The sequence below is a fragment of the Sphingomonas sp. BL-S-29 genome (assembly GCF_055521495.1).
The window spans coordinates 311,364-331,618 of sequence record NZ_CM145482.1 but is presented as its reverse complement, the minus strand read 5'-3'; the positions used below and the strand labels follow the sequence as shown (position 1 = coordinate 331,618).

The window sequence follows — 20,255 nt, the reverse complement described above, 5'->3', positions numbered from 1 at the left end:
GCCGCCGTGCACAGGAATTGCAGTCGATGAATTGCCTTGACCCCCCGCTGGATGATGCAGGGGCGAGCTTAGCGCCCAAGCGGTATCGAGTCCAAGGGCGACACGCCCGCCGTCGCGGCGCGGTTGGCGGTGACCATCAGCCGGACTTCGCGATTCGGGAAATCGATCTTCACTTTCTCGAACAGGCGCAGTGAATCCATGCCGAGCAGCAGGGCTGGCTCGTCGAGCAGGCCGAAATGGCGGAACGGCTCGGCATCCGAAAAGGCGACCGGCAGATGCGAGAAGGTGATGCCGGCAAAATCGACCTTGTCGATCTGCGTATAGTCGGCGACCATCGCTTCGCCGGTCACGCCCCATAAGGAGATCGGCCGGACCAGCTTGCTGGTGCGCGCGACGAGGCGCTGGAGCGCCATATTGCCCATGGTCAGGCCGGACCCGGTGTCGAGGATCACCTTGACCTTGCGGCCGCGATATTTCGCATCGGCGACGATCAGCTCGCCATAGAGATCCTTGCCGCGCACCACGACTTCGCCTTGCCTCGGGGCAAGGCTCCTTTTGCGTCTGGTCGATGGGCTCAGCGTCATCACGTCCTTGATGAAGTCGATCGTCAGCGCATGGCCTTGCAGCGTATCCAGCCCGAGCATGCCGGGCGCGCCGAGATTGCGCGATTCGAGCGATGGCGCCTCGATGCTGGATCCGGCGATCGTGCTCACGCTCAGCATCGGGATCATGACGGTACCGACATCGGCCGATCCGGTCATCGCGGTGAGACGGACATTCTTGCCCGGTACCAGGCCCAGGCGGCTGGCGAGCTCGCGCGAGATGACGGTGCGCTGCGCGCCGGTGTCGACGACGAAATGATAGGGGCCGTCGCTGCCGATCGAGACGGGAACGGTCATCCGGTCCTGCATGTTGGCAAAGTCGAGGACCGTCACCTTCTGCGGTGGCGGCGGCGCGTCCGGGTCCTGCGCGACGGAGGCGCCGGGCGACGCGGCGGTGATGGCGAGGAGCGGAAAGATCAGCCGGCGCACGCCCCACGCGTATCCGCCCCTGCGAGGACTGGCAGGCGGCTCAAAAGCCATTGTAGCGATAGCCCTTGGGCAGCGCGAACCGGACCTCGCGATTGGCGAAATCGACATCGACCTTCCGGAACAGGCGCAGCGCATCCATGCCGAGCAACAAGGCGGGCTGGTCGGTCAGGCCGAACCGGCGGAACGGCGCGACATCGGCAAAGGCGATCGGCAGATGGTTGAAGGTGACGCCGCCGATGTCGAGGCGGGTCGCCTGGGTATAGTCGGCGACCAGCGTATCGCCCGTCACGCTGGTCAGCGTGATCGGCAGCGGCGTCTTCAGCTCGCTGCGCATCCGCGCGCGCAACGCCGAATTGCCCATGCTGACCGAGGATCCGGTGTCGATGATCACGCTGACCCGCCGGCCCTTGTAATAGGCCTGGGTGACGATCAGCTGGCCGTACAGGCTCCTTGCGCGAACCACGATGTCGCCATTGCTGACCGTCGGGCGGTTGCGCTTGGTCGATGGCCGCACGGTCATACGGTTGGTCTCGAAATCGATCGACAGCGCATGGCCGCTCAGCGTGTCGATGCCGAGCATGCCCGGCGCGCCGAGATGCGCTGAATAGAGCGCTGGCGCCTCGATCGGCTGGCTCGCGATATTGCTGACGTTGAGCGACGGGATCACCACCGTGCCGACATTGCTCGTGCCGGTCATCGCGGTCATCCGCACGTCCGGGCCCCGCGACAGGCCGAGCGTGGCAGCGAGCTCGCGCGAGATCACCGTGCGCTCGGCGCCGGTATCGATGATGAAGGAATAGGGCCCGGTGGCGCCGATGGTGACCGGCACCGTCATCCGCTCGGCCGAATCGTCGAAGGCGAGGGTGGTTTCGGTTGGCGCCCGAGGGAGCTCGCCCTGTCGCGCAGGCAACGCCCCTGGGGCGGCGGCCGAGATAGCGATGGCAAGGGCGGTTATTCCGCGCATGAGACAAGGTTACGCCCGTTGCGGACCTTCAACAAGGGGCTATTCGACCGCAAAAACGGGACGTTCAGCGGACGAGATCACTCCAGCCGCATTGCCTCCGCCGCCAGCGACTCGGCTTCGATCAGCAGCGCGTCGTCGGCCAGCCCCATCGCGATGCGTTCCCGCCCGATCAGGGTCAGCACCGGCACGGCAAGCGGCGAGACGCGGTCGAGATCGACATGCAGCATCGTTTCCGCCGCGCGGTCGAGCAGGTCGGCCAGGCGGCCGACATCGGTCATCTTGGCGCGCGCATCCGCCCAGGCGGCCTGGAGCAGCAAGTGGCTCGGCTCATATTTGCGCAGCACATCGTAGATCAGGTCAGTCGAGAAAGTGACCTGCTTGCCGGTCTTGCGCTTGCCCGGATGCTGGCGCTCGACCAGCCCGCCGATCACCGCGACCTCGCGAAAGGCGCGCTTGAGCAGCGCCGAGCTCTGCACCCAGTCGACGAACTCGTCCTCCAATATGTCGGGCGAGAGCAGGGCGGCGGGATCGGTCACGGGGTCGAGCGAATAGCAGGCGATCGAATAATCCGACGCGACGAAGCCGAGCGGCTTGTACCCCTGGGTCTCCATCCGCCGCGTCAGCAGCATGCCGAGCGACTGATGCGCGTTCCACCCTTCGAAGCTGTAGACGACCATGTAGTGCCGCCCCTCGCGCGGGAAGGTCTCGACCAGCAGCTGCCCCGGCGTCGGCAGCTTCGAGCGGTACGACTGAACCTCGAGCCATTCGCGCACATCCGCCGGAAAGCGCGGCCACTCCGCGGGGTCGGCCAGGAAGCCGCGCACCCGGTCGGCGAGGTTGGTCGAGATCGGCATGCGCGCGCCGCCATAGGTCGGGATACGGGCCGGCCGGGACGTGGCGCGCACGATCAGATCCTCGGTATCGATCTTCTCCACCTCCAGGCTCATGCCCGCGAAAAAGAAGGTGTCGCCGTGGCGCATCGAGGCGGCAAAGGCCTCTTCGACCTTGCCGAGCGTGCGGCCGTTGCGGAACCGCACCGTCAGCATCGTCGCCTCGACGATGATGCCGGCGTTGAGCCGGTGCTGGGCGACGAAGCTGGGGTGGCTGACCCGCCAGGTCCCGTCCTTGTCCTGAGTCAGGCGCTTGAACTTCTCATAGGCCTTCAGCGCATAGCCGCCGTCGCGGATGAAGCCGAGCACGCGCTCGAACGTCTCGGTATCGAGTGCCGAATAGGGCAGGGCGGATCGCACTTCGTCGAGCATCTCCTCCTGCCGGAAGGGCGCGGCGCAGGCACAGGCCATGATATGCTGCGCGAGCACGTCGAGCGCACCGGCGCGGAAGATGTCAGGATCGAGCTCGCCCGCCACCACCGCATCGAGCGCGGCGCGCGCCTCGAGATATTCGAAGCGGTTGCCCGGCACGATCACGGCTTCCGAGGCTTCGTCGAGCCGGTGGTTGGAGCGGCCGATGCGCTGCAGCAGCCGCGACGATCCCTTGGGCGCCCCCATCTGGATCACGCAATCGACATCGCCCCAGTCGACCCCGAGATCGAGGCTGGCGGTCGCCACCAGCGCGCGCAGCTTGCCCGCCGCCATCGCGCCCTCGACCTTGCGCCGCGCCTCGAGCGACAGGCTGCCGTGATGGATGCCGATCGGCAGCTGCAGCTCGTTGACCTTCCACAGGTCCTGGAAGATCAGCTCGGCCAGGCTGCGGGTGTTGCAGAACACGATCGAGGTCTTGTGCGTCTCGATCTCGGCCATCACCTGCTCGGCGGCATAGCGCCCCGAATGCCCGGCCCAGGGCACCCGGCCCTCGGGCAGCAGGATGGCGATGTCGGGGTCGGCGCCGGGCTCGCCCTGCACCAGCGTCACCTGGTCGATATCGCCGTCGGGCGCGAGCCAGGCGCGATAGCCATCGGCATCGGCGACGGTGGCGGACAGCGCCACCCGGCGCAGCCCCGGCGCAAGCCGCTGCAGCCGCGCCATGCACAAGGAGAGCAGGTCGCCGCGCTTGCCCGTGGCGAACGCGTGCACTTCGTCGACCACGATCGTCTTCAGCCCCTCGAACATCAGCATGCTGTCGGGATAGGACAGCAACAGGCTGAGCGATTCGGGCGTGGTCAGCAGGATCTGCGGCGGGCGGACGCGCTGGCGCGCCTTGCGGTCGCTCGAGGTGTCGCCGGTGCGCGTCTCGATGCGGATGTCGAGGCCCATCTCCTCGACCGGCGTCAGCAGATTGCGCTGCACGTCGACTGCCAGCGCCTTGAGCGGCGAGACGTACAGCGTGTGCAGGCCCTCGGTCGGCGATTCGATCAGCTCTGCCAAGGTCGGCAGGAAACCGGCCAGCGTCTTGCCCGCGCCGGTCGTCGCGACCAGCAGCCCGTGCCGCCCCGCGCGGCCGACCTCGAGCATGTCGAGCTGATGGCTCCGCGGCGCCCAGCCACGCGTCGCGAACCAGTTGGCAAGGGGGGCGGGAAGATCCGTCACTGGGAACTCAAGGTCATCCCATCCATATAGGCACGATGGCGAAACTCGGCGACTGGATCGATCCGCAACCCCACGGCATCTATGTGAAGCCCGCCGATGCGTGGATCGATCCCTCGCGCCCCACGCCCAAGGCGCTCGTCACCCACGGCCATGCCGATCACGCGCGCGGCGGCCATGAGGCGGTCTGGGCCACGCCCGAGACGCTGGCGATCATGGAGACGCGCTACGGCCCCCAGGCCGGCCACCCGGTCGCCTATGGCGAGTCGATGCGTTTGGGCGAGGTCGATATCCGCTTCGTGCCCGCCGGCCATGTCCTGGGCTCGGCGCAGATCGTGCTCGAGCATCGCGGCGAGACCATCGTCGTCTCGGGTGATTACAAGCGCCGCCCCGACCCGACCTGCGCGCCGTTCGAGCCGGTCGCCTGCGACGTGTTCGTCACCGAGGCGACCTTCGGCCTGCCGGTGTTCCGCCACCCCGATACCGGCGACGAGATCGACAAGCTCACTGCCGCGCTCCACGCCAATCCCGATCGCTGCGTGCTGGTCGGCGCCTATGCTTTGGGCAAGGCGCAGCGCGTGATCGCCGAGTTGCGCGCGCGGGGGTTCGACGATCCGATCTATCTCCACGGCGCGCTTCAGCGGCTGTGCGATCTCTATGTCGCGCACGGCGTCGCGCTCGGCGAGCTGCGCCCAGCGACGGGGGTGCCCAAGGCCGAACTCAAGGGCCGGATCGTCATGGCACCGCCCGGCGCGCTCAACGATCGCTGGTCGCGCCGGCTGCCCGATCCGATCACCGCCATGGCCTCGGGCTGGATGCGTGTTCGCCAGCGCGCGGTGCAGCGCAATGTCGAACTGCCGCTGATCCTCTCCGACCATGCCGACTGGGACGAGCTGACCGACACGCTGACCGAGATCGCGCCCCGGGAAGTCTGGGTCACGCATGGCCGGGAAGAGGCGCTGGTCCATTGGTGCATGACCCGCCAGATCAAGGCGCGGGCGCTGGCGCTGCTCGGCTATGAGGACGAGGACGACTGATCCCTCAGCCCGCCGGGCTTGCCTCGTACATCGATATGCTCTCGCTCGACGCGGCGAGCCGGCGGACCGCGGCGATGAACTGGACCGAACCGGGCTGGACGAAATGCGTTTTGAGCGCCGCCATGTCGCTCCACCGCTCGAAGAAGAACAATCGCATCGAATCCTCGCAATCGACCTGCACCGAATGGCTGACGCAGCCCGGCTCGGTGCGCGAGCGATGGACATGATCGAGGCTCGCCTGGCGCAGCTCCTCGAACGAATCGGGCCGTGCGGTGACGCTTCCGGTGACGATGATCATGGCGCTCTCCCCTTTTGTCTTCTTGGTGCGAATCGCCCAGCGCGCCGACCAGCGGGACTATCCCACGCCCTCCAGCGCCTTTTGCCGCCGCCGCTGTACCGAGCTGCCGATGCCCAGCGCCTCGCGATATTTCGCCACCGTGCGCCGCGCGATGTCGAAGCCCTTGGCATTGAGCAGTTCGACCAAGGTGTCGTCACTCAGGATCGCCTTGGGCTCCTCCGCCGCGATCAGCGCGCGGATCGCGCTCTTCACGGCCTGGGCCGACACCGCGTCGCCGCCGTCCGAGGACTGGATCGCCGAGGTGAAGAAATATTTCAGCTCGTAGAGCCCGCGCGCGCAGCTCAGATATTTGTTGCTGGTCACCCGGCTGACGGTCGATTCGTGCATCTCGATCGCGTCCGCCACCTGGCGCAGGGTCATCGGCTTCAGCTGCGACACGCCGTGCACGAAGAATGCTTCCTGCTGCTTCACGATCTCGCTCGCGACCTTGATGATGGTGCGCTGGCGCTGGTCGAGCGCCTTGACCAGCCAGTTGGCGCTGGCCAGACATTCGGACAGCCAGGCCTTGGACGCCCTGTCCTGCTGCCCGGCGGACAGCTCGACATAATAGCCGCGATTGACCAGCAGGCGCGGCAGAGTTGCCGCGTTGATCTCGATCGCCCAGCCGGTCTTGCGCTTGGCGACGAAGATGTCGGGCACCACTGCCTGCATCGCTTCCCCGCCATAACGGCAGCCGGGCTTGGGGTCGTAGTTGCGCAGCTCGCGGATCATGTCCGCCAGATCCTCGTCATCGACGTCGCAGATCCGCCGGAGTCGCGCCATGTCGCCGCGCGCGACCAGCTCCAGATTGTCGATCAGCCGCGCCATGCACGGGTCGTAGCGGTCGGCTTCCTTCGCCTGGAGCGCGAGGCATTCGGACAGCGAGCGCGCGCCGACACCGGTCGGATCGAAAGTCTGGATGAGCCCTAGCACCTGCTCGACCCGGACAAGCGGAACGCCCAGCCGGTTGGCGACCTCGAGCAGCGGCACGGTGAGATAGCCCGCCTCGTCGATCTGATCGATCAGATGCGCCGCGATGAACATGTCGGGGCCCTCGACCACGGGCCCCGCCTGGGCGAGCAGGTGATCCGCAAGGCTCAGGCCGGTATCGGCGAAGCCGTCGAGATCGGGCCCGTCCTCGCCCATCGCCCCGCCGCCACTGCCGTTCAGGCCGAGCGATCCGTCCATGCCGCCGCAATCGGCCGGGCTGTCATGATGGAAGCTCTCGGCGTTGAAATCGACGTCGAGCGATGCCTCGCCGGTGCTGTCGCCGCCCATCAGCAACTCGTCGGCGCTGGCCGGCTCGTCGCGCGGCTCCGGTGGGGCGTCGCGCTCCAGCGTCGGGCCGTCATCCTCGGGCGCGCTCGATTCGAGCAGGGGATTCTTCTCGATCTCCTCGGCGATGAACCCCTCGACCTCGAGATTCGACAGCGCGAGCAGGCGGATCGCCTGCTGCAGCTGCGGCGTCATCACCAGCGATTGCGACTGGCGCAGATCGAGGCGCGGGGCGAGACTCATGACGCGCTAGAGCGAGAAACCCTCGCCCAGATACAGCCGGCGGACATTGGCGTCGGCGACCAGCTCTTCCGGCGAGCCGGTGAACAGCACGCGGCCGTCATAGATGATATAGGCGCGGTCGACGATCTCGAGCGTCTCGCGGACATTATGGTCCGTGATCAGCACGCCGATGCCGCGCTTCTTCAGCTCGCAGATCAGGTCGCGGATGTCGGCGATGGACAGCGGGTCGATTCCGGCAAAGGGCTCGTCGAGCAGCATGATCGACGGGTCGGCCGCCAGCGCGCGGGCGATCTCGGCACGGCGGCGTTCGCCGCCCGACAGCGCCATCGCCGGCGCGTCGCGCAGCCGGGTCAGGCCGAATTCCTCCAGCAGCGTGTCGAGCCTGGTCTGGCGCGCCGCCGGATCGGGCTCGGCCAGTTCCAGCACGGTCAGGATGTTCTTCTCGACCGTGAGCCCGCGGAAGATCGACGTCTCCTGCGGCAGATAGCCCAGGCCCAGGATCGCGCGGCGATACATGGGCAGGCCGGTGATGTCGTCGCCGTCGAGCATGATCCGGCCCGAATCGGGCTTCACCAGCCCCATCACCGAATAGAAGCAGGTCGTCTTGCCCGCGCCGTTGGGCCCGAGCAGGCCGATCACCTCGCCCTGCCCGACCGACACCGAGACGTCGGACAGCACGACGCGCTTGTCATAGGATTTGGCGATGGAGACGACCGACAGGCCCTTCATCACCGGCGCTTCGGCGATCGGCTCGACGTCATCGAGGGTGGTCACATCGGTCATTCTGCGTCCCGTGCTCGCATCGGATGGTCAGCAGGAAGCCTGCCCGAACGGTGTTTGGCAGGCTTTGTGCATGACGTTGCGGAAAAATCCCTGCACCAGACGCCCGGACAAGGGAAGGGGCGAGCGGCAAGGCGACGAAAAAACGCTGGCGAAACGTCTAAAATCAAGCCCCCTTGCCGCTGATCATCACCCAGGACGCAGCGCAGGCAGATCGAGACAGGATTCGCGCGGAGGCGCGGAGGCGCAGAGAAATTCCGAAGAAGCGCAGCGTTCGAAGACGCAAAGGAGATCGGGCAGATCGGTGCCGGCGCCGCACCCTCTTTGCGCCTCCGCGTCTCCGCGCGAACCTCATCTTCGACTTGAGAGAAACGCCCGCGGGAGCCTAGTTCCGCTTCGGCACCGAGAAAGTGCCGGTCACCCGCCCGCCGCGGCTCGTCGTCGTGCCCGATGCGGCGCCGCCGCCGCCGACCGCCGACCCGTCGATCACGGCACGCCCGGTATCGAGATTGATCGTCAGCCGCCCGCCATTGACGGTGTTGCCGCCCTGGAGGAGCGAGACGCCGCCCAGCATGGTGATTACCCGGCGGTTGAGATCATAGACCGCATATTGGCTGCGCGCGGTCTGCTGCGGCCGGGTCACGGTGACGCCGCCCGCCGCGTCGAGGCGCGAGACCTGGGGCGATCCGTCGACCACCTGCCCGGTATAGGCGACCGTCATCCGCGCCGAATTCAGCGTCATCTCGGCCTGGCGGACCGAGACATTACCGGTCAGGATCGCGCGATTCGCCTTGTCCTGCAGCTCGATATGGTCAGCGCCGAAGTCGATCGGCGCCGCCGAATTGTGGCTCTGCGCGGCCGCGCCCGAGGCGAGGAACAGCGCGCAAGGCGCGAGGAGGCGGGTCATCATGGCCATGGTTCGCCTATCTCGCCCTTCGCGGCACGATCCGCAAGCGGGCGTTACCGTCAAGTTTGACGATATGGTTCTCGAGGTCGGCGGTCAGGCGCGAGGCGCTGAAATTGCCCTGCGGCACCTTGCCGGTCACCGCGCCGCCGCTCTGCAGCCGGCGCGACTTCAGATCGACCGTCGCGTCATGCGTGTCGAGCTGATAGCCGTCGGTCGTGTTGAAGCGGACCGGGCCGTCGACCATGACCTGCTGGCTGTCCATATTGTAGCGGCCGCGGTCGGCGACGAGCCGCGCCGGCCCGTCGGCCAGCCCGATCTCGGCCGAGAGCTGGCTGAGCTGCACGATCGGCTCGGCGGAACTCTTCTGCACGGCCGATCCGGCGTTGAGCGCGAAGGGCTGGCCCTTGCCGTCCTCGCCGCGATAGGTCGCCGACTGGAGGCGCAGCCGCTCCTTGGCGACGTCGACCTTGTTCTTGTCGAGCAGGAAGCTGACATCGCCGCTGCCGGCGAGCGGCATCATCACGAGGAAAGCGGAGAGCACACCGATCATCAGCGGCAGCACGATGCGCAGGCTGCTCACGACCCGGTCGTGGCTGCTCCCGGGCGCCGCCCAGATCTGCCGCGCCGAGCGGACGCTGGCCGCCACCTCAGACATGAGCGAAGATGTCTATCTCGGGCCAGCCCGCCAGATCGAGATCGGCGCGCGCCGGCAGGAAGTCGAAACAGGCCTGGGCAAGCGCGGCCCGGCCCTCGCGGGCGAGACGGCGGTCGAGTTCCTCGCGCAGCTTGTGCAGGAAGCGCACGTCGGATGCGGCATAGTCCTTCTGCGCGTCGGACAGGACCGGGCCGCCCCAGTCGGACGATTGCTGCGCCTTGGAGATGTCCTGGGCGAGCAGCTCGCGCACCAGCTCCTTCAGGCCGTGCCGGTCGGTATAGGTGCGCACCAGCCGCGACGCGGTCTTGGTGCAATAGGCAGGCGCCGCCTCCACCTTGAGATAATGCTTGATCGCGGCGAGATCGAAACGCGCGAAATGATACAGCTTCACCCGGTCCCGGTCGGCGAGCAGCGCGCGCAGATTGGGCGCGGCATAGTCGCTGCCGGGGGAAAAGCGCACGAGATGCTCGTCCGGCCCGCCATCGGAAAGCTGGACGACGCACAGCCGGTCGCGCGGCGTGATCAGCCCCATGGTCTCGGTATCGACGGCGATGTCGACGCCCGGTTCGAACAGGCCGGCGGGAATGTCTTCTTCGTGCAGATGAACGGTCATGACGCCCGCCTAGACGCGAACGGGCTCATGCTCAATGCCCGCCGCCGCCGGTCTTCTTCCGCTCGCGGGCCTTGCGCGACCAGATGTTCAGCGATTCGACGCCCGCCGAAAAGGCCATCGCGCTGTAGATATAACCCTTGGGCACATGCACGCCGAAGCCATCGGCGATCAGCACCGCGCCGATCATCAGCAGGAAGCCGAGCGCGAGCATCACCACCGTCGGGTTGCGCGCGATGAAATTGGCGAGCGGGTTGGCCGCGAACATCATCACGCCGACCGCGATGACCACGGCGATGATCATCACCGGCAGATCGTCGGTCATGCCGATCGCGGTCAGGATCGAATCGATCGAAAACACCATGTCGAGCAGCAGGATCTGGATGATCGCCGACCAGAAGCTCATCACCGCCCGGCCCTTCTTGTCGAGCGTCGACCCCGATTCGTCGGGGTCGACGCTGTGATGGATTTCCTTGGTCGCTTTCCACAGCAGGAACAGGCCCCCGGCGATCAGGATCAGGTCGCGGATCGAAAAGGCCGTCTCGAAGCTCGGTTCGCCGTGCGAATCGAGTCCCCCGGTCAGCCCCAGGTCGAACACCGGCACGGTCATGCTGGCGATCCAGGCGATGGTGGACAGCAGGCCGAGACGCAGCACCAGCGCCAGGCTGATGCCGACTCGGCGCACCTTCACGCGCTGGCTCTCGGGCAGCTTGTTCGACAGGATCGAGATGAAGATGAGATTATCGATGCCGAGCACCACCTCCATCACGATCAGGGTGGCCAGCGCCGCCCAGGTGGCGGGGTCCGAAAAGAGCGTGATAATCGACATAGTGTGGCTCTGCCGCCTCACCCGTCGCTAAGCAAGCAAGGCCTGCCGCAATTCGGACGAATTTATTCGCAGCCCAGAGGGAATTACGCTACACCGACTCGGTGACGCGATAGGTTTGGCGTTCGAACAACCGCGCTTTTCGTCCAGCGCGGGCGTGTTGACATGGCGATTTGGGCGAGCCGGGAAGACGAACAGGGCATGAGTTTCGATAAAGGACGCCGCGGGGATCGCGGTGGGCGTGGCCGCGACAAGCGCGACGGTTTCGGCGGTGACGATTTCGGTGGCGGCGGCTTCGGCGGTGGTGACCGTTTCGGTGGCGGCGGCGATCGTTTCGGTGGCGGTGGTGACCGCTTCGGCGGCGGCGGCGATCGTTTCGGCGGCGGTGGCGGTGGTTTCCGCAGCGGCGGCGGTGGCGGCTTCGGCGGCGGTGGTGCTGGCGGCGGTGGCCGCGGCATGCCCCCGCAGGTTGTCGGCGAAGGCACCGGCGTGGTCAAATTCTTCAACGGGCAGAAGGGCTTCGGCTTCGTCGTTCGCGACGATGGCGGCGAGGATGTGTTCGTGCACATTTCCGCGGTCGAGCAGGCTGGCCTGACCGGTCTGGCCGAGGGTCAGCCGCTCGGCTTCACCCTGGTCGATCGTGGCGGCCGCATCTCGGCGACTGATCTCAAGATCGAGGGCGAGCCTCTTCCCGTCACTGACCGCGGCCCGCCGCGCGACCGTGACGCGGCAGGTCCGGGCGGCCCGCGCGGTGGTGCACCCGCCGGCGGCGCAGGCCCGGCGCGTCAGCTGACGGGCGAGAAGGCGACGGGTACCGTCAAGTTCTTCAACGCGATGAAGGGCTTCGGCTTCATTCAGCGCGACGATGGCCAGCCCGATGCGTTCGTGCACATTTCCGCGGTCGAACGCGGCGGCATGACCAGCCTCAACGAGGGCGACCGGCTCGAATTCGAGCTCGAGGTCGATCGTCGCGGCAAGTACGCGGCGGTGAACCTCACCTCCATCGCCTGAGGGTCGGGGCCTGCCCCATCTTGAGTGACAGAAGACCCGGCACGCGCAGGCGTGCCGGGTTTTTCTATATCCGCGCCATGCTCCGCCTGTCCGGCGCCGGCGATAGCAGCGGCGACCCCGTCAGGGCGCGTACACCGACGTGGTCGAATCTATGGGGAAAGCCGCGTTGTTCTCCCGGCACCATTGCTCCAGTTCACGCTTCAGCACTGGCCATAGCGGCCGCGCCCATGCCTGTGCGTTGCACCCACATGGGGTCTTGGTGGGGGAGATAGGCCCAAGGCGCCCATCGGCAATTCCAGGACGATGGACCCGCCGTCCGCAGAGACCGCCAGTTCCTCTTTCCACCGCGGTTGAAAACGAAATGTCTGCTCGCTCATTCCGGCCGGGGTAAGCCGGCCCGATCCCGTGACTGCCGCGGACCCATGCCGCGGTTGCGCTTCCGCCGGACCCTGTCGCTCAGCTCAATCGGCACGCCACGAATGCAAGCTTGGGTTCCTGGGCACGATCGAACGAGAAGACCTCGCGTTCCTCGCCCGGATACAGGCTGTGCTGCTTGGTGTCCGATCTGATCTGGCCTTCATAGCGCCATGTTCGGCGGATCGTCACGGTGGCATCCCGGTCGGCACCGTTAACGAGATACCACCAAGCATATTGGGCGTTGCCGCGATCTTCCTTTCTGACGAATCCGTTGCAATCCTGCGCCGGGTCGATCAGCTCGGCCTCGAGGATTTCAACGTCGGTAATGTCATCAGGGCCTTCGCGCATGATCCGCTCCTCGATATTATTGGCGAAATACGATGTACACGGCGGGGTCGCCATCGGCGGTGCCCTGGAACACTTTGGCACCATTCGGGTCCTTGACGCTGTTGCCGAGGTACCCGGTCACTTTCTGATAGGTGGACAGGTCCGATAATTCGCCTTTGACCCAGATGGTGGCCCAGGCGCTGGCATCATCTGCCTTGTGTTCGCCATCAAATGCCTGATCGGTCATACGTTCCTCCCGCCAATGATGTCGTTCCGTCGCCTTGCCCGTCCGGCATGAAGCCGGCCTTGTCGGCGCTGGCGACGTGAGAATATGTTACGGCCTCACGACCGTAATGCTGATCTTCCCTTCATAGGTCTTGAATCGCTCGAGCTGTAGCCGCTGGAAACGCGTCGCCTTCGTCAGGCGTCCGTCGGGGAAATGGCCGAGCACGACCTCGCTCTCGTCCGGAACTCGAATACCGGTCCGAAATGACCAGTCCAGGTCGAACGCCCTGCCCTCCTCGAACAGTCCGAGCAACATCCACGGGCCTTGCGTCGCCGGAAGCTCGCCCGATTGAGTCACGCTGATCTCCTCGCCGTCCACGAAGAAACGGACCCAGTCCAGTGACAGTTCAAGATGTGATCGTTTTGCGATGAAGAAGGCGATGGAAACTAGTCGCAGATCTTCAGTGAACTCGAATGTGTCGTCCATGATCCTCTTCCCCCGCCATCGACATTCTTCACCTGCCGATTCCCGTCTGTCTATCCCCCGAGGATAAAGCCGAAATCAGCCGGTGCAAACGCCCTATCGCTCCCATCTGTCGCCACACACCACAGGCATTCGGCGGCGGTAGCGGCTTCGTCGTCTGCGACGATGGTGATGAGGATGCGTTCGTGCACATCTCCGCGGTCGAACGCGGCGGCATGACCAGCCTCAACGAGGGTGACCGGCTCGAATTCGAGCTCGAGGTCGATCGTCGCGGCAAGTACGCAGCGGTGAACCTCACCTCCATCGCATAAGGGCTCAGGTCAAAACCTGTTACCGAGGCGACACGATCAAGACCCGGCATGCCTTTGGGCGTGCCGGGTTTTTCTTTATTGTCTTTCAGCGCGAGTCGTCGTTAATTCATAGTTAATCACTATGAATTGAGGAACGGTCATGCGCGCACCCCTTGTCGCCCTGCTCTCCCTGGCGCTGGCCGCACCTGTCGGTGCCGCAAGTGCGCCCCTTGTGCCGGTCGCCAGCTTCGAGCAACTCGCCAAACCGCTGCCGCTTCCCTATGACGAGCAGGCCAATGCCCAGGCCGTGGTTGCCGCCGCCAAGGCGCGTGCCAGGGCCAGGCACAAGCTGCTGTTGATCGATCTGGGCGGCAACTGGTGCCTCGATTGCCGGTTGCTCGCCGGCACGATGGACATTCCCCAGCTCCGCAAATTCGTCGCCGCCCATTATGAGGTGGCGGTCGTCGATGTCGGCCGGTTCGACAGGAATCTCGACATCCCGGCGCATTACGGCATCAAGGATCGGCTGGAAGGCGTGCCGAGCCTGCTGATCGTCGATCCGCGCACTGACCGGCTGGTCAACCAGGGCCATACCGCGGCGCTGGCCGATGCCCGCAGCATGACGCCCCAGGCGCTCGCCGACTGGCTCGCCGGCTGGACGAAGTAATCGGCCGCTCGGAGCATTTCCCCCAGCCTCCGTTCGCCCTGAGCCCGTCGAAGGGCTGTTCTTCTCTGCATGGGAGAGAAGGGCAGGCTTCGACAAGCTCAGCCTGAACGGGAGGGGGGATATTCCGGCGAACCGTTCTTTGCCCCCAGGTTTCACCCCGCCAGGATCAACGCCGCGCCGCCCAGGATGCCGAACACCCCGGCCACCCGCCCGGCGGTCGCGCGCTCCTTCAGGAACAGGATCGAGATGAGCAACGCCGTGACCATGCCGGTCTCGCGCAGCGCGGCGAGTGGCGCGGTCGGGCCAAGCGCGAGGGCGGCAAGCGCAAGGCCATAGGTCAGGATCGACAGCGCACCGGCGATCACCCCCGGCTTCCACTGCGAGCGGGCGGCGGCGAACATCGTGCCGCGCGAGAGCAGGCCGAACATCGCGACGACCACCGCGCCCATCTGGACGAATACCCAGACGATATAGCTGGTCGCGCTGGGCGCGGCGCGCACGCCGATCGCGTCGACCACGGTATAGGCGGCGATGCACAGGCCGGTCAGCAGCGACCATCCCAGCGCCGCGCGGCCGAGGTGGCGGCCGGCGATCATCACGAACATCGCTCCGCCGATCAGTGCGATTCCGGCGATCTGGCCGGTCGTGGCATGTTCGCCGAGCAGGCCGATCGTCACCGTCGCGGTGACCAGCGGCGCGGTGCCGCGCAGCACCGGATAGACCGCGGAGAGATCGCCGGCCTGGTACGCCCGGACAAGGAAATAGAGATAGAAGCCGTGGATCGCCGCGCTTGCCGCGAGATATGCCCAGGCGCCGTGCGGCAGCGGCACGAGCAGGGTGGCCGGCAGCAGGATCAGCGCGCTGGTCCCGTCGGTGACTGCGCGGCCCGCCGCCTTGTCCCGCCCGCCCTTCACGATCGCGTTGACCACCGCATGGATCGACCCGGAGGCGATCATCATCAGGGCGGCAAGCGTGAAGGCGGGCATTGTGTCGCCATGCAAGGTGGCGTGGTCGCGGGCAAGCGGTCTGGCCTCGCTCCTGTCACGGACGGACAATCGCGGATGGAGCGGCGCGAAAAGCGCAGAACAGGGGATCACGCGAAGGCGCGAAGACGCAAAGCCGTTCAGCGGCGACTTCCCTTCCACCAGCTCGAGAGGGGAAAGTGCAGCGTCGATTCAACGCTGCGCCGAATCGGGCATCGTCGCTACCGGCCAGGGCGCCCCGACCCCGGCCGTTGTTTCCCGTGAGGGTCGACCTGTGTGCGCTTCTTATGTCCCAGCCCATGCCAACCGACCCTGTTCCGCGGTCGCGTTCCCTGTTCCGGGGTCGGCCTTCCCTGTTCCGTGCGAGCCGTTCCCTGTTAGCCAGGAACAGGGAAACGATCATTAAGCGCGTGAGATATAATGATATTTCTGCAGGAAAATTTGGCGTAACAGCGAAATAAAAAATCCTTCCCTGTTCGTTCGCTGTTATCCGCCAATATCAGGGCAACGTCAGGTGATCAGCCGCCGCAGCGCCGCGACGGTATCGGCTTCGTCCGCGGGCTTGTCGGTGCGGATTCGGGCGATCCGGGGGAAGCGCATCGCGACGCCCGATTTGTGGCGCTTGGATTCGTGGATCGAATCGAACGCGATCTCCAGCACCAGCGTCTTCTCCACTTCGCGCACCGGGCCGAAGCGGTTGAGCGTATGGCCGCGCACAAAGCCGTCGAGCATCTTCAGCTCCTCGTCGGTGATGCCCGAATAGGCCTTGCCCACCGGCAGCAGCTCGCCCTCGTCGGTCCAGCAGCCGAAAGTATAGTCGGAATAGAAGGAGGACCGCCGGCCATTGCCGCGCTGGGCGTACATCATCACGCAATCGGCGGTCAGCGGATCGCGTTTCCATTTGTACCACAGGCCGACGCGCCGGCCGGTGACATAGGGCGAATCGCGGCGCTTCAGCATCACGCCTTCGATCGAGGCGTCGCGTGCGCCGGCGCGGATGCCTTCGAGCTCGGTGAAATCGGCGGCGTCGATGACCTGGCTGACATCGAACCGCTCGGAGTCGAGCTGTGTGGCGAAACGCTCCAGCCTGGGGCGCCGCGCCGACCAGGGCAGCTCGCGCAGATCCTCCGTGCCGTCGAACAATATGTCGTAGAGCCGGACAAAGGCGGGATAATCGGCCAGCATCTTCGCCGAGACGATCTTGCGGCCGAGCCGCTGCTGCAGCGCGTTGAAGCTCGCCGCGCCGCCGCCTTCCTCCAGCGCGCCGCCCTGGAAACTCCCCTTCACCATCAGCTCGCCGTCGAGCACGCCGGGCGTGGTGAAGTCCCGCGCGACCTCGGGGAAGCTGCCGGTGATGTCGTCGCCCGCACGGCTGTAGAGCCGGGTCTCGCCCCCGACATGAACGATCTGGACCCGGATGCCGTCCCATTTCCACTCGGCCGCATAATCGTCGAGGCTGAGGCGCAGGTCCTCGAGCGGATGGGCGAGCATGAACGGGCGGAACACCGGCACGTCCGCGGCGGTCGGCTGCGTTCCGCGGCCCTCGGCCCAGGCGAACAGCGACGTATAGGGCGGGGCGATGCCGTGCCACACTTCCTCGACGGCCTCGACATCGAGCCCAAAGGCCTGGGCGAGCGCGGTCTTGGCGAGGCGCGCCGAGACGCCGATGCGCAGCGCCCCGGTCGCCATCTTGAGCAGCGCGAAACGCTCGTCCGCATCGAGCCGGTCGAGCATGCCCGCCAGCGCGGCCGGCGCGTCGGAGCGGGAAAGCGCGCCCAGCCGGTCGACCACCTGCGCGACGGTCAGCGGCTCCCCGTCCTTCGGCGGTGTCTCGGGCGCGGGCCAGAGCAAAGCGACGGTCTCCGCGCTGTCGCCGACATAGTCGCGGCTCATGCGGAACAGCACGGGGTCGACGCGCTCCTCGATCAGCGCGCGGATCATTGCCGGCTTGATCGCGGGGAGGTCGAGATCGCCGGTCAGCGCCGCCATCGCCCAGCCGCGATCGGGATCGGGCGCCGCCGCCAGATAATCGGCGATCAGCTTCAGCTTGGCATTGCGGGACCGGGTGTAGATCAGCCGGTCGAGAAGGTCGGCAAAGGCACGCATCAGGTGCGGAACATGGCGCGGGCGTCGGGGTTCCGCCAGCATCATCGCGCTGGCGCCGCGCGGCGGCTCGTTTATGCTCGGGCGGTGCGCCGTCTCCTGCCCGTCCTCGCCTCGCTCCTAGTCCTTGCGCTCCTGCTGTTCGGCTGGGGCTTCCTCAATGCGCGGGCCGATCCCGTCGTCCGCCGCGCGACGCTCGCCCTGCCGGACTGGCCGGCCGGCGCGCCGCCGGTGCGCGTGATTCTGTTCAGCGACGTGCATATCGCCAGCGCGACGATGGACTCGGCCCGGCTGGCACGCATCGTCGGGCGGGTGAATGCGCTGAAGCCGGATGTCGTGCTGATCGCCGGCGATTTCGCCTCGGGCGATGATCCGGCGCGCGCCGCGGCGATGGCGAACGGGCTGGCGCCGCTCGCCGGCCTGCGCGCGCCCCTGGGTGTGATCGCAACGCTCGGCAATCACGACCATTGGACCGATCCCGCGCTGATCGGCCGCGCCCTTGAAGGGGCCGGCGTGACGGTGCTGGACAATCGGGCGGTGCAACGCGGGCCGCTCGCGATCGGCGGCGCCGGGGATGCCTATACGCGGCATCAGGACGTGCCGGCGCTGCGCGCGGCGATGCGTCCTCTCGCCGGCGCCCGAATCATCCTGACTCATTCGCCGGACCTCGCGCCTCAGCTACCGGCCGACATGGCCCTGCTGCTCGCCGGCCACACGCATTGCGGGCAGATCGTGCTGCCGCTGTACGGGCCGGTCACGCATGTCGCGGCCCCGCGCTATCGCTGCGGCATCGTCCACGAAAAAGGCCGCACGGTCGTGGTGACCGGCGGCCTTGGCACCAGCGCGGTGCCGCTTCGGTTCGGCGCGCCGCCGGACCTCTGGGTGCTGACCCTGGGCCCGGCGCCACGGACCTGATCTAGTCTATCGCGTTCTTCACGCCCTTGCCGGCGAGCAGACCGAGCACGAGCAGCACGACGAACACTGCGATCGCGACGAAGAACAGCAGCTTGGCGATGCCGATGAACGTGCCGCCCAGCCCGCCAAAGCCGAGCAGGGCGAGAACCACGCCGATGACGAGGAAGATGATGGCCCAGCGAATCATGTCACTCTCCTTCAGTATGAGAGCGAAACGATCCGCCGGGCCGGCTTGTTCCGCGATCAGCCCTTACGGCTCGCCTCGAACAGGAACCAGGCGCGCTCCTCGGCCTCGTCGGTCCAGGTGTCGAGGATGCCGCTGGTCGCATTGTCCTTGGCGGTGTCGACGATCTCCTTCGCCTCGCGCAGGCTCTCGACCAGCTTGAGATTGTCGTCGCGCAGTTCGGCCAGCATGTCCTCGGCCGAAACGAAGGGCGCGTCATTGTCCTTGATCGTCTGGTGGCGCGAGATGTCGCCGATCGAGCGCAGCGTGGTGTTGCCGGTCTTGCGCACGCGCTCGGCAATGGCGTCGGTCGTGGCGAAGATCTGCGCCGCCTGGGCGTCGAGCATCAGATGGTAATCGTGGAAATGCGGGCCCGACACGTGCCAGTGGAAATTCTTGGTCTTGAAATAGATCGCGAACGAATCGGCGAGAATGCCGTTCAGCGCCTCGGCGACGGTCTTGGCGGCGTTGCTCTTGATGTCGGTGGGGGTCTTCAGCGGAGCGGCGGGATCGGCCATGGTGTCTGTCCTCGGTTCGGTTTCGTTGCGAGAACGGTCCGATAGCGCAAACGCTCCGCGTTCGCTTCCGTATTTGTACCGATCACCGCAATCGATACGCTAGATAAGACGCGGTGCCCGGAATCCCATGGCCTTCGTCCCGTTCGGGAAGAAAACGCGTCCCGATCGCCCCGAACAGGGTGTCGGGTCCCGTCTTAGGGTTGACAGATCGGCGACTCTCCGCCATCGGGCAGCGCTTGAGAGCGGCGGCTTGTTCGCCGCTTTTGCTTTTTCAGCATACAGGATTTCAGGTCATGGCAAAGCCGACCACCGTCAAGATCAAGCTGCTCAGCTCGGCAGACACCGGCTTCTTCTACGTCACGAAGAAGAACCCGCGTACCAAGACCGAGAAGCTCAGCTTCAAGAAGTACGATCCCGTCGTGCGCAAGCATGTCGAGTTCAAGGAAACCAAGATCAAGTGATCTTGCCGGCGGCGTAGGCCGCCGATCGGTCATCCCGGCGCAGGCCGGGATCCAGAGCCGCGGGCGTAAGCCTCGCGGCTTTTTCCATTTCTACAAAAGCGCCGCCACCGCATCGACGAAGCGGACCAGCGAGATCGGCTTGGACACATAGGCGTCGGCGCCCACTGCCCGGATGCGTTCCTCATCCTCGCGCCCGGCATAAGCGGTCACCGCCATGATCGGGATCGCCTTGAGCGTCGCATCGGCCTTTAGCTGGCCGATCAGCTCGAACCCGCTGACATGCGGCAGCTGGATGTCCATCACGATCAGATCGGGCATGAAATCGCGGGCGCGCTCGACCGCCTCGCGGCCGTCGCGCACGGGCTCGGTCACATATTCATGTGCGCGGAGCAGGTCGCAGAAAAGCTTCAGGTTGAGTTCGTTGTCCTCGACAACGAGCACCTTCTTTGCCACGTGCGCGCATTCCCCATTGTTCCGGATCGC

Annotated in this window: 23 protein-coding genes and 1 pseudogene; 6 read left to right on the top strand and 18 right to left on the bottom strand. The window is 66.2% G+C overall.

The window, feature by feature from the left end; translation table 11 throughout:
- Positions 1 to 68: 68 nt before the first annotated feature.
- The 3 genes from ACZ1I2_RS01520 to ACZ1I2_RS01510 form a co-directional block, all read right to left on the bottom strand.
- Positions 69 to 1,031: an aspartyl protease family protein gene (locus ACZ1I2_RS01520; RefSeq protein ID WP_465175342.1), complete on the bottom strand. Its 963-nt coding sequence runs from the start codon at positions 1,029 to 1,031 to the stop codon at positions 69 to 71.
- Between the two features lie 40 nt (positions 1,032 to 1,071).
- Entirely contained in the window at positions 1,072 to 1,995 is a 924-nt protein-coding gene (locus tag ACZ1I2_RS01515) for a retroviral-like aspartic protease family protein (protein WP_465181558.1), read from the bottom strand.
- A 77-nt stretch (positions 1,996 to 2,072) separates the two neighbouring features.
- Positions 2,073 to 4,406 carry a ligase-associated DNA damage response DEXH box helicase gene (locus tag ACZ1I2_RS01510; protein WP_465181676.1) on the bottom strand — a complete coding sequence of 778 codons (2,334 nt, stop codon included), beginning with the start codon at positions 4,404 to 4,406 and terminating at the stop codon, positions 2,073 to 2,075.
- A gap of 110 nt (positions 4,407 to 4,516) precedes the next feature.
- Between ACZ1I2_RS01510 and ACZ1I2_RS01505 the strand changes: the two genes are divergently transcribed.
- Positions 4,517 to 5,515, top strand: coding sequence for a ligase-associated DNA damage response exonuclease (locus ACZ1I2_RS01505; protein WP_465171359.1), 999 nt, complete (start codon positions 4,517 to 4,519; stop codon positions 5,513 to 5,515).
- A 4-nt stretch (positions 5,516 to 5,519) separates the two neighbouring features.
- Here ACZ1I2_RS01505 and ACZ1I2_RS01500 read toward each other — a convergent pair whose 3' ends face one another.
- The 7 genes from ACZ1I2_RS01500 to ACZ1I2_RS01470 form a co-directional block, all read right to left on the bottom strand.
- A complete protein-coding gene (locus tag ACZ1I2_RS01500; RefSeq protein ID WP_465171360.1) occupies positions 5,520 to 5,813 on the bottom strand; it encodes a putative quinol monooxygenase in 294 nt (97 codons plus the stop codon).
- A gap of 57 nt (positions 5,814 to 5,870) precedes the next feature.
- Positions 5,871 to 7,370 carry an RNA polymerase factor sigma-54 gene (gene rpoN, locus ACZ1I2_RS01495; protein ID WP_465175345.1) on the bottom strand — a complete coding sequence of 500 codons (1,500 nt, stop codon included), beginning with the start codon at positions 7,368 to 7,370 and terminating at the stop codon, positions 5,871 to 5,873.
- 6 nt (positions 7,371 to 7,376) lie between these two features.
- Entirely contained in the window at positions 7,377 to 8,153 is a 777-nt protein-coding gene (gene lptB / locus ACZ1I2_RS01490; protein ID WP_465171362.1) for an LPS export ABC transporter ATP-binding protein, read from the bottom strand.
- A 382-nt stretch (positions 8,154 to 8,535) separates the two neighbouring features.
- The gene (locus tag ACZ1I2_RS01485; protein ID WP_465171363.1) at positions 8,536 to 9,066 is read right to left on the bottom strand and encodes an LptA/OstA family protein; all 531 of its coding nucleotides are present in this window, start codon (positions 9,064 to 9,066) and stop codon (positions 8,536 to 8,538) included.
- Between the two features lie 7 nt (positions 9,067 to 9,073).
- Positions 9,074 to 9,712 (bottom strand): LPS export ABC transporter periplasmic protein LptC, encoded by a 639-nt coding sequence (gene lptC / locus ACZ1I2_RS01480; RefSeq protein ID WP_465171364.1) that lies wholly within the window; start codon positions 9,710 to 9,712, stop codon positions 9,074 to 9,076.
- Positions 9,705 to 10,325 carry a ribonuclease D gene (locus tag ACZ1I2_RS01475; RefSeq protein ID WP_465171365.1) on the bottom strand — a complete coding sequence of 207 codons (621 nt, stop codon included), beginning with the start codon at positions 10,323 to 10,325 and terminating at the stop codon, positions 9,705 to 9,707. The genes lptC and ACZ1I2_RS01475 overlap by 8 nt, the downstream gene beginning before the upstream one ends.
- 31 nt (positions 10,326 to 10,356) lie before the next feature.
- Complete coding sequence (locus ACZ1I2_RS01470) at positions 10,357 to 11,151, bottom strand: TerC family protein (RefSeq protein ID WP_465171366.1); 795 nt, start codon at positions 11,149 to 11,151, stop codon at positions 10,357 to 10,359.
- Between the two features lie 198 nt (positions 11,152 to 11,349).
- Here ACZ1I2_RS01470 and ACZ1I2_RS01465 point away from each other — a divergent pair, with 198 nt between their 5' ends.
- Positions 11,350 to 12,159 (top strand): cold-shock protein, encoded by an 810-nt coding sequence (locus ACZ1I2_RS01465; protein ID WP_465175346.1) that lies wholly within the window; start codon positions 11,350 to 11,352, stop codon positions 12,157 to 12,159.
- Between the two features lie 456 nt (positions 12,160 to 12,615).
- On the opposite strand, the gene ACZ1I2_RS01460 is transcribed toward ACZ1I2_RS01465, so the two are convergent.
- The 3 genes from ACZ1I2_RS01460 to ACZ1I2_RS01450 form a co-directional block, all read right to left on the bottom strand.
- Positions 12,616 to 12,924, bottom strand: a complete 309-nt coding sequence (locus ACZ1I2_RS01460) for a hypothetical protein (RefSeq protein ID WP_465175347.1) — start codon at positions 12,922 to 12,924, stop codon at positions 12,616 to 12,618.
- Between the two features lie 16 nt (positions 12,925 to 12,940).
- Positions 12,941 to 13,150 (bottom strand): hypothetical protein, encoded by a 210-nt coding sequence (locus ACZ1I2_RS01455; RefSeq protein WP_465175348.1) that lies wholly within the window; start codon positions 13,148 to 13,150, stop codon positions 12,941 to 12,943.
- A gap of 87 nt (positions 13,151 to 13,237) precedes the next feature.
- Positions 13,238 to 13,615 carry a hypothetical protein gene (locus ACZ1I2_RS01450; RefSeq protein WP_465175349.1) on the bottom strand — a complete coding sequence of 126 codons (378 nt, stop codon included), beginning with the start codon at positions 13,613 to 13,615 and terminating at the stop codon, positions 13,238 to 13,240.
- A gap of 137 nt (positions 13,616 to 13,752) precedes the next feature.
- Here ACZ1I2_RS01450 and ACZ1I2_RS01445 point away from each other — a divergent pair.
- Positions 13,753 to 13,923: pseudogene (locus tag ACZ1I2_RS01445) on the top strand (cold-shock protein); the annotation flags it as partial.
- 139 nt (positions 13,924 to 14,062) lie between these two features.
- A complete protein-coding gene (locus tag ACZ1I2_RS01440) occupies positions 14,063 to 14,569 on the top strand; it encodes a thioredoxin family protein (protein ID WP_465175350.1) in 507 nt (168 codons plus the stop codon).
- A 152-nt stretch (positions 14,570 to 14,721) separates the two neighbouring features.
- Here ACZ1I2_RS01440 and ACZ1I2_RS01435 read toward each other — a convergent pair whose 3' ends face one another.
- Positions 14,722 to 15,555, bottom strand: a complete 834-nt coding sequence (locus tag ACZ1I2_RS01435; protein ID WP_465175351.1) for an EamA family transporter — start codon at positions 15,553 to 15,555, stop codon at positions 14,722 to 14,724.
- Positions 15,556 to 16,062: 507 nt separating this feature from the next.
- Positions 16,063 to 17,658 (bottom strand): cisplatin damage response ATP-dependent DNA ligase, encoded by a 1,596-nt coding sequence (locus tag ACZ1I2_RS01430; RefSeq protein WP_465175352.1) that lies wholly within the window; start codon positions 17,656 to 17,658, stop codon positions 16,063 to 16,065.
- Positions 17,659 to 17,742: 84 nt separating this feature from the next.
- On the opposite strand from ACZ1I2_RS01430, the gene ACZ1I2_RS01425 reads away from it, so the two are divergent.
- On the top strand, positions 17,743 to 18,570 hold the full coding sequence (locus tag ACZ1I2_RS01425) for a metallophosphoesterase (RefSeq protein ID WP_465181557.1): 828 nt from the start codon (positions 17,743 to 17,745) through the stop codon (positions 18,568 to 18,570).
- A 1-nt stretch (position 18,571) separates the two neighbouring features.
- On the opposite strand, the gene ACZ1I2_RS01420 is transcribed toward ACZ1I2_RS01425, so the two are convergent.
- On the bottom strand, positions 18,572 to 18,757 hold the full coding sequence (locus tag ACZ1I2_RS01420) for a DUF1328 family protein (RefSeq protein ID WP_465171375.1): 186 nt from the start codon (positions 18,755 to 18,757) through the stop codon (positions 18,572 to 18,574).
- Between the two features lie 56 nt (positions 18,758 to 18,813).
- Positions 18,814 to 19,311, bottom strand: a complete 498-nt coding sequence (locus tag ACZ1I2_RS01415) for a Dps family protein (protein WP_465175354.1) — start codon at positions 19,309 to 19,311, stop codon at positions 18,814 to 18,816.
- A gap of 293 nt (positions 19,312 to 19,604) precedes the next feature.
- On the opposite strand from ACZ1I2_RS01415, the gene rpmG reads away from it, so the two are divergent.
- Positions 19,605 to 19,772: a 50S ribosomal protein L33 gene (gene rpmG / locus ACZ1I2_RS01410; RefSeq protein WP_034157855.1), complete on the top strand. Its 168-nt coding sequence runs from the start codon at positions 19,605 to 19,607 to the stop codon at positions 19,770 to 19,772.
- A gap of 90 nt (positions 19,773 to 19,862) precedes the next feature.
- Here rpmG and ACZ1I2_RS01405 read toward each other — a convergent pair whose 3' ends face one another.
- The gene (locus tag ACZ1I2_RS01405) at positions 19,863 to 20,225 is read right to left on the bottom strand and encodes a response regulator (protein WP_465171377.1); all 363 of its coding nucleotides are present in this window, start codon (positions 20,223 to 20,225) and stop codon (positions 19,863 to 19,865) included.
- Between the last annotated feature and the right edge of the window lie 30 nt (positions 20,226 to 20,255).

Excerpts from the sequence above, each read along its gene's own strand:
- ACZ1I2_RS01440 (WP_465175350.1), top strand. The coding sequence starts at position 14,063 with ATGCGCGCACCCCTTGTCGCCCTGCTCTCCCTGGCGCTGGCCGCACCT.
- ACZ1I2_RS01435 (WP_465175351.1), bottom strand. The coding sequence starts at position 15,555 with ATGCCCGCCTTCACGCTTGCCGCCCTGATGATGATCGCCTCCGGGTCG.
- ACZ1I2_RS01430 (WP_465175352.1), bottom strand. The coding sequence starts at position 17,658 with ATGCGTGCCTTTGCCGACCTTCTCGACCGGCTGATCTACACCCGGTCC.
- ACZ1I2_RS01420 (WP_465171375.1), bottom strand. The coding sequence starts at position 18,757 with ATGATTCGCTGGGCCATCATCTTCCTCGTCATCGGCGTGGTTCTCGCC.
- rpoN (WP_465175345.1), bottom strand. The coding sequence starts at position 7,370 with ATGAGTCTCGCCCCGCGCCTCGATCTGCGCCAGTCGCAATCGCTGGTG.
- ACZ1I2_RS01510 (WP_465181676.1), bottom strand. The coding sequence starts at position 4,406 with ATGCTCGAGGTCGGCCGCGCGGGGCGGCACGGGCTGCTGGTCGCGACG.
- ACZ1I2_RS01465 (WP_465175346.1), top strand. The coding sequence starts at position 11,350 with ATGAGTTTCGATAAAGGACGCCGCGGGGATCGCGGTGGGCGTGGCCGC.
- ACZ1I2_RS01485 (WP_465171363.1), bottom strand. The coding sequence starts at position 9,066 with ATGGCCATGATGACCCGCCTCCTCGCGCCTTGCGCGCTGTTCCTCGCC.
- rpmG (WP_034157855.1), top strand. The coding sequence starts at position 19,605 with ATGGCAAAGCCGACCACCGTCAAGATCAAGCTGCTCAGCTCGGCAGAC.
- ACZ1I2_RS01470 (WP_465171366.1), bottom strand. The coding sequence starts at position 11,151 with ATGTCGATTATCACGCTCTTTTCGGACCCCGCCACCTGGGCGGCGCTG.
- ACZ1I2_RS01460 (WP_465175347.1), bottom strand. The coding sequence starts at position 12,924 with ATGCGCGAAGGCCCTGATGACATTACCGACGTTGAAATCCTCGAGGCC.
- ACZ1I2_RS01475 (WP_465171365.1), bottom strand. The coding sequence starts at position 10,325 with ATGACCGTTCATCTGCACGAAGAAGACATTCCCGCCGGCCTGTTCGAA.
- ACZ1I2_RS01515 (WP_465181558.1), bottom strand. The coding sequence starts at position 1,995 with ATGCGCGGAATAACCGCCCTTGCCATCGCTATCTCGGCCGCCGCCCCA.
- ACZ1I2_RS01500 (WP_465171360.1), bottom strand. The coding sequence starts at position 5,813 with ATGATCATCGTCACCGGAAGCGTCACCGCACGGCCCGATTCGTTCGAG.
- ACZ1I2_RS01455 (WP_465175348.1), bottom strand. The coding sequence starts at position 13,150 with ATGACCGATCAGGCATTTGATGGCGAACACAAGGCAGATGATGCCAGC.
- ACZ1I2_RS01415 (WP_465175354.1), bottom strand. The coding sequence starts at position 19,311 with ATGGCCGATCCCGCCGCTCCGCTGAAGACCCCCACCGACATCAAGAGC.
- lptB (WP_465171362.1), bottom strand. The coding sequence starts at position 8,153 with ATGACCGATGTGACCACCCTCGATGACGTCGAGCCGATCGCCGAAGCG.
- ACZ1I2_RS01505 (WP_465171359.1), top strand. The coding sequence starts at position 4,517 with ATGGCGAAACTCGGCGACTGGATCGATCCGCAACCCCACGGCATCTAT.
- lptC (WP_465171364.1), bottom strand. The coding sequence starts at position 9,712 with ATGTCTGAGGTGGCGGCCAGCGTCCGCTCGGCGCGGCAGATCTGGGCG.
- ACZ1I2_RS01450 (WP_465175349.1), bottom strand. The coding sequence starts at position 13,615 with ATGGACGACACATTCGAGTTCACTGAAGATCTGCGACTAGTTTCCATC.